5 protein-coding genes, 1 tRNA gene and 1 pseudogene are annotated in these 6781 nt (G+C 41.7%); 4 read left to right on the forward strand and 3 right to left on the reverse strand.

The window, feature by feature from the left end:
- Positions 1–106, forward strand: a pseudogene (locus ACERCF_RS12175) (IS1595 family transposase); the annotation flags it as partial.
- A gap of 161 nt (positions 107–267) precedes the next feature.
- Here the strand turns inward: ACERCF_RS12175 and ACERCF_RS12180 are convergent.
- A complete protein-coding gene (locus tag ACERCF_RS12180) occupies positions 268–1332 on the reverse strand; it encodes an MFS transporter (RefSeq protein ID WP_373625736.1) in 1065 nt (354 codons plus the stop codon).
- 196 nt (positions 1333–1528) lie between these two features.
- On the opposite strand from ACERCF_RS12180, the gene mnmE reads away from it, so the two are divergent.
- The 3 genes from mnmE (at position 1529) to tilS (ending at position 5669) form a co-directional block, all read left to right on the forward strand.
- Positions 1529–2887, forward strand: coding sequence for a tRNA uridine-5-carboxymethylaminomethyl(34) synthesis GTPase MnmE (mnmE, locus tag ACERCF_RS12185; protein ID WP_373625737.1), 1359 nt, complete (start codon positions 1529–1531; stop codon positions 2885–2887).
- Between the two features lie 106 nt (positions 2888–2993).
- Complete coding sequence (locus ACERCF_RS12190) at positions 2994–4406, forward strand: DHA2 family efflux MFS transporter permease subunit (RefSeq protein WP_373625738.1); 1413 nt, start codon at positions 2994–2996, stop codon at positions 4404–4406.
- On the forward strand, positions 4407–5669 hold the full coding sequence (gene tilS / locus ACERCF_RS12195) for a tRNA lysidine(34) synthetase TilS (protein ID WP_373625739.1): 1263 nt from the start codon (positions 4407–4409) through the stop codon (positions 5667–5669). It begins immediately after the preceding gene.
- On the opposite strand, the gene xerD is transcribed toward tilS, so the two are convergent.
- Together xerD and ACERCF_RS12205 are read right to left on the reverse strand one after the other, a co-directional pair.
- Positions 5666–6559: a site-specific tyrosine recombinase XerD gene (gene xerD, locus ACERCF_RS12200; RefSeq protein WP_373625740.1), complete on the reverse strand. Its 894-nt coding sequence runs from the start codon at positions 6557–6559 to the stop codon at positions 5666–5668. The two genes, tilS and xerD, sit on opposite strands and share 4 nt — an antisense overlap.
- 105 nt (positions 6560–6664) lie before the next feature.
- Positions 6665–6741 (reverse strand) — tRNA-Asp (locus ACERCF_RS12205).
- Positions 6742–6781 lie beyond the last annotated feature (40 nt).

Below are 6781 nucleotides of genomic sequence, written 5' to 3' on the forward strand. Positions count from 1 at the left end.
CCATTTTGAGCTATATTTGAAAGAATGCGAATGGCGTTTTAATCACAGTGACTTAAAATCTCAAATATTCCTTTTAAAACAATTGGTTAAAGGGGGTTTAGGTTAGTTATCTAGGACAGCCCCAATAAATAATATAAGCCGTTAATGAAACCTTTCACTAACGGCTTTTTCTTTGCAAAATGGGAACAAACACTTGCGTTTGAACGTTGGCTTTGCCAACGACTCCGAAAGAGCGAGCGTAGCGAGTAATAAACCACCGCTTGTTGCTTAAACAAAAAAAATCACAGGCACTAAATTCATTGTAATCACTGTTGTAATCGACAAAATCAGCCTTGATGAGCCGAAAATAAAGCCTCGATGTGTGCCGTTGTCAAACTTCACTAATAAATTTGCCATTGCGGTTAGGGCAAAAACTTCCACCACCGTGAAAATCACGGTGTAAATATAGGCTGCGGTTAATGTGGCGAATTTTACCGCAATAAACCAAGGGGCAATAATTGCCACCGCTAATAATGGCGAAACCCAAATCAGTTGCTGTTTGGTTAGGTTGATTTTACGGGAAAAAGTTGATTGCAAACTCACGGTTAAAATGCCGTTAATAAACAACGCAATCGGCGAATGTTCCGGAGCATTCAGCACTTTATCAAACAGATAGGGGAAAATAATAAAGTATGAAGACGCCACACTAAGGGGTACAAATAACATTAAGTGAGCAAATAAAAACTCTTTGGTAATGATTTCTTTGATTTGCGAGAAACGAAATTTCACGCCGCCGCTAATGCCTTCCACCGCAGAAAATGGTTTAACCATAAACACAAATAATACCGCCTCTAAAATAAAGCAGATCCAAATCAGCGTTTCAATCATCTCAAACTTAATGAACGGAATAATGATAAGCGGTGCTAACATTGAAGACATACTGGTTACTTTGAGATACTTCCCTTGTAAGCGAGTTTTTGAAGCATATTCATTGCCTGCAAGGGCAAGCAAACAAGCTCTTGCATTTGTGCCGAACAAGCAACTACCTAAGCCGAAACAAGTTGTCGCCATCAGCAAAATAATATAGTTATCTGCCGCTAAAAATAGCATATAGGCGACCACATCTAAGAAACAGCCGAGTAACATCATTTTGGCTAAACCGTAGCGATCTCCCCAAATGCCTGCCAAAATAGCTAAGGCTTGGTTGCAAAACAGCAATAATGAGAGCGAGAAAGCGATTTGTGCGTTATCTAATCCTTTTCCTTTTAAGTAAAAGAAAAACACGCTTTGCATTGAAAAAAATGCGGTGGTGGAGATAAATCGGCGAAGAAGTAAAAGTTTTTCTAAAGACATTAAATCGAGTGAAATTGTTTAAATAAAGAACGACATTCTACTCTTTCGGCTGGATACGAGCAATCGGCTTTTGTTTTACCTTTGGGCTGGGTTTCGGTATTATAGAGCGATATGTAGGGGCTGGTCCTGTGCCTGCCCAAATATCCCTAATAAATTACGGGCGAGCACAGGACTCGCCCCTACAATGAACAAAAAAATGAAAGATACTATTGTTGCCCAAGCCACCCCGATTGGTCGTGGCGGTGTTGGGATTTTGCGAGTTTCCGGCCCATTAGCAGAAAATGTGGCTGAAGCGGTGCTAGGTAAAAAATTATCGCCCCGTGTAGCAAATTATTTGCCCTTTAAAGATGAAGACGGTACGGTGTTAGATCAAGGCATCGCCCTGTTCTTCAAAGCCCCAAATTCCTTTACCGGCGAAGATGTGCTTGAATTGCAAGGACACGGCGGTCAAATTATTTTAGACCTATTGTTAAAACGCATTTTGCAAGTCAAAGGGCTACGCATTGCCCGCGCAGGCGAATTTTCCGAACAAGCATTTTTAAACGATAAGCTCGATCTTGCCCAAGCTGAAGCGATTGCGGATTTAATCGACGCCACCAGCGAGCAAGCCGCTCGTTCCGCCTTGAAATCACTACAAGGGGAATTTTCTAACAAAATCAATGAATTAGTAGATAATGTGATTTACTTGCGAACCTATGTGGAAGCAGCTATCGATTTCCCCGATGAAGAAATCGACTTTTTAGCCGATGGTAAAATTGAAGCGAAATTAAATGAAATTATCTCCCAATTAGACGGCGTTCGCCGTGAGGCAAAGCAAGGCTCTATTTTGCGTGAGGGGATGAAAGTGGTGATTGCTGGCCGCCCAAATGCAGGGAAATCAAGCCTACTAAACGCATTAGCGGGGCGAGAAGCGGCAATCGTTACCAACATTGCAGGTACAACTCGTGATGTTCTGCGTGAGCATATTCACATTGATGGAATGCCGCTGCATATTATCGACACCGCAGGTTTGCGTGATGCGAGTGATGAAGTCGAACGTATTGGTATTGCTCGAGCGTGGGACGAAATCGCTCAAGCCGATCACGTTTTATTGATGATTGACAGCACCGAGCAGCAAGCCGATCAGTTCCGCAGTGAATGGGCAGATTTCCTAGCCAAATTGCCAGCCAATATGCCTGTTACCGTTATTCGCAACAAAGTAGATTTATCTGGCGAGGCTGAAGGCTTGATTCAAGTGGACGATTTCACGGTGATTCGCCTCTCCGCTCAAACCAAAGTAGGCGTAGATTTACTGCGTGAGCATTTGAAAAAATCAATGGGCTACCAAAGCTCAACAGAGGGTGGATTCTTAGCTCGCCGCCGTCATTTACAAGCACTTGAAACTGCTGCCGAGCATTTAGAGCGTGGGCATATCCAGCTTACTCAATTCTTAGCGGGCGAACTCTTAGCGGAAGAATTGCGATTAGTGCAAAATGCGTTAAGTGAAATCACAGGGCAATTTACCTCTGATGATCTTCTCGGCAATATCTTCAGCTCGTTTTGTATCGGTAAATAATCATCACAAGCGGTGATATTTTTTCTGCATTTTGCAGATTTGATTGTATTCGCAAAATTTCATCAAAATATGACCGCTTGTTTTAAATCATCATAAAAGGTAGCTTATGGCTATAGCAACCGAAAATGTTTCCTATAAAGGCTTAGCGTGGATTGCCGCCTCAGCTTTCTTTATGCAAACCTTAGACAGCACCATTTTAAACACCGCTTTACCTGCTATTTCTGCGGATATGCACGAATCGCCACTTGAAATGCAAATGGCAGTAATTAGTTATGCTTTAACCATTGCTGCACTCATTCCATTAAGTGGTTGGTTGGCGGATAAATTCGGCATGCTGAAAATCTTTCGCTTGGCTGTGGTTTTGTTTGTGTTAGGTTCGATCTGCTGTGCAATGTCGCAAACCTTAGAAATATTAGTGCTTACTCGTATATTTCAAGGTATTGGTGGTGCGTTGATGATGCCCGTTGCACGCCTTACGATTATTCGGATAGTGCCAAAATCAGAATTAGTCGCAACGTGGAACACTATGGCAATGGCGGGCTTAATCGGGCCTATACTTGGGCCTATTGTAGGCGGCTGGCTGGCTACTTTTGCAAGTTGGCATTGGATTTTTTTGATTAATATCCCAATGGGCATATTAGGGATTTACATTTCAGGCAAATATATGCCTAATCTCACGCAAGAAACCGAAAAATTCGACTTTATCGGTTTTCTATTATTTGCTTTCGGCTTAGTTAGCTTTACCTTTGGCTTGGAATTAATCGGCGAAGACTTAAATAACAGCTTCCGAGCGTTACTCATCATTGCTATTGGCTTATTACTAATGGCAATTTACATCTTTTACGCTAAACGAGCGATTAATCCTATTTTGTCGTTAAGTCTATTTAAAACTCGCACCTTCTCCATTGGAATGATCGCAAATCTGATTAACCGTTTATGCAATTCTGGCGTGCCATTTTTAGTGCCATTAATGTTACAAGTTAGCTTTGGTTATCGTGCTGATTTAGCAGGCTTGTTGCTCGCCCCTATTGCGGTGGGAGCTATTTTAGCGAAATCCGTTGTTGGCAAAATATTAATGCGACTAGGCTATAAATACACGCTTATTTCAGGAGCTATTGCGATGAGTGTGATTATTTTCACACTAGGCTTTATGGATAAACAAACCCCTATTTGGCTTCTTGTGCTTATTCTATTTATCAATGGTATGTGTAATTCAATTATTTTTACTAGCATTAATACGCTAACCATTGCGGATTTAAAGGATAAAGAAGCTAGTGCTGGCTCAACTTTTTTAAGTGCCGTACAACAAGTGGGAATTGGTTTTGGCATTGCGGTTGCTTCTGTCATTTTAGCCTTATACCGAAAAAATTATGGCGAACAAGGCGAGCAATTACAGCAAGCATTTAGCTCTACGTTTTTCACAGTGAGTATTTTTGGGCTATTGTTAGCTCTCTTCTTACTCTTTTTAAATAAAACAGATGGCGATAATCTCCGTAGTCAGAAAAATAGGGGGAAATAAATGCCTCTCCTTCAACGTTTTCAACAACAATGCGAACAATGGCTACCCAACACACAAGATTTTTTGGTTGGGTTAAGCGGTGGTATAGATTCCGTCACTTTACTCCACCTTTTTTCTCGTACAGGTTTCAACATTCGGGCAATTTATATCCATCACGGACTCAGCCCGAATGCCGATAGCTGGGCGACATTCTGTGAGCAATATTGCAAGCGGTTAAATATTCCGTTTATTTTGCAAAAAGTAACCGTTGATACAAACAACGGCGTGGAAAGCGGAGCGAGAGACGCTCGCTATCAAGCGATTCAACAACATTTAAAGCCCAATGAAGTTTTGGCTACAGCCCATCATTTAGATGACCAAGCGGAAACCTTTTTTCTCGCCTTAAAACGTGGGAGCGGTATTAAAGGACTATCCGCAATGCAAGCGGTTACTTTCTTGCAAGATTTTACCGTTTTTCGACCGCTATTACCCTTTAGCAAAGCGGAAATCTTGGCTTACGCCACCCAACATCAGCTTGAGTGGATTGAAGATGAGAGCAATGCAGATAACCGCTACGATCGCAATTTCCTCCGCAATGAAGTCTTACCTTTATTAAACCAACGTTGGCAACAATTCAGCCAGATGGTTGCTCGTTCTGCTCAACATTGTACAGAGCAACAAGAACTTATCAGAGAACTGCTCAATGATGAATTAACCCAAAGAATAGGCGAAAAAAAACAACTTTCTATTGTTCAGTTTCAGGATTTTTCATTACTCAAACAGCAACAATTAATCCGATTATGGTTGGAAAAATACGGTGTGATGATGCCGAGCCAAGCTCAATTACAAGCGGTAATTTTTGAGTTAATTTTTGCAAATACGGATAAGAATCCTCAAGTTAAAATCGGGGAAAAGGTGATTAGGCGCTATCAACAAGCTCTCTATATCACTGATGAGCTCCCTGAAATTCCTGCATTTGAAATAAAATTAGGATCTCAAACAAAGCTAGATCTTCCTTATCAACTCGGAAAAATTACTCGTAATCAGCAAGAGATCATTTGCAAAAAAAATGACAAAATAGACCGCTTGTTATTACCCGAAGCGTTAGCTTACGAGGAGGTTTCACTTACAATCGGACAACAAGGTAAAGTGAAATGCTATGGAAAACCGCATCAGGAAGAGATGAAAAAAATCTGGCAACAACACAATGTGCCAGTGTGGGAAAGAAGCCACACATTGCTCGTTTTTTGGCAAGATGAATTTGTGGCTTGTATCAAAAATTAGCCTCTCGGGTGGAATTTCTGGTGCAACGATTTCAAACGAGCTTTCGCCACTTGGGTGTAAATTTGTGTGGTGGATAAATCGCTATGTCCAAGTAGCATTTGTACCACGCGTAAATCCGCACCGTGATTGACTAAATGGGTTGCAAAGGCGTGGCGAAGAACGTGTGGCGAGAGTTTATCGGCATCAATTCCAGCTAGGACCGCATAATGCTTTATCCGATGCCAAAAGGTCTGCCTTGTCATCTGCTGCCCTCGTCTGCTTGGGAACACCACGTCAGATTGCTGATTATTCAACAAAATCGGGCGACCATATTGGAAGAATTCTTGTATCCAATAATTTGCTTCCTCACCCAATGGCACTAACCGCTCTTTGTCCCCTTTCCCGATAATTCTCACTACACCTTGCTTTAAGCTGATATTATCGGTTGAAAGCGAAACCAGCTCCGTTACACGCAAACCTGTTGCATAAAGCAGCTCTAGCATTGCTTTATCACGCAATTCGATAGGATCTAGCGTATTTGGTACATCAAGCAAATCCATCACCTGCTCTTCACTTAGCGATTTAGGTAGATGCGCACCTCGTTTCGGCGAAGTGAGCTTAAGGGTTGGGTCATCTTTACGATAGTTCTCAAGGTTTAAAAACCGGAAGAACTTCCGCAAACAACTTAACATTCGGGCTGAACTGGTTGCCTTATATCCTTGCTCTAAACGCTCGCCTAAAAACCCCTGTAAGTCGATATGATCAATAGATAAGAAAGCCTTTGGTTCAGAAAAATAATCAGAAAAACGTTCTAGATCAGAACGATAAGAGGCTATCGTATTTTCAGACAAACCGTGTTCTTGCCATAACGTATCAAGAAATTGTTCAATAATCGGGTCAAGCACAGCCATACAAGCGGGTATTTTTGTTTATAATTTTGCAAATTCTAGCAGAATTCACAGAGCATAAAAACGAAAAAACCGATTAGCTATAAACTAATCGGTTATCAAATAAGTTGGCGGAACGGACGGGACTCGAACCCGCGACCCCCTGCGTGACAGGCAGGTATTCTAACCAGCTGAACTACCGCTCCGCAAATTCATAGATTGATAATGCCCTACTCTCACATGGCG

Origin of the sequence: Mannheimia kashgarensis (assembly GCF_041807705.1) — a bacterium.
Taxonomy (GTDB): Bacteria; Pseudomonadota; Gammaproteobacteria; order Enterobacterales; family Pasteurellaceae; genus Mannheimia.

Excerpts from the sequence above, each read along its gene's own strand:
- ACERCF_RS12180 (WP_373625736.1), bottom strand. The coding sequence starts at position 1,332 with ATGTCTTTAGAAAAACTTTTACTTCTTCGCCGATTTATCTCCACCACC.
- tilS (WP_373625739.1), top strand. The coding sequence starts at position 4,407 with ATGCCTCTCCTTCAACGTTTTCAACAACAATGCGAACAATGGCTACCC.
- ACERCF_RS12190 (WP_373625738.1), top strand. The coding sequence starts at position 2,994 with ATGGCTATAGCAACCGAAAATGTTTCCTATAAAGGCTTAGCGTGGATT.
- xerD (WP_373625740.1), bottom strand. The coding sequence starts at position 6,559 with ATGGCTGTGCTTGACCCGATTATTGAACAATTTCTTGATACGTTATGG.
- mnmE (WP_373625737.1), top strand. The coding sequence starts at position 1,529 with ATGAAAGATACTATTGTTGCCCAAGCCACCCCGATTGGTCGTGGCGGT.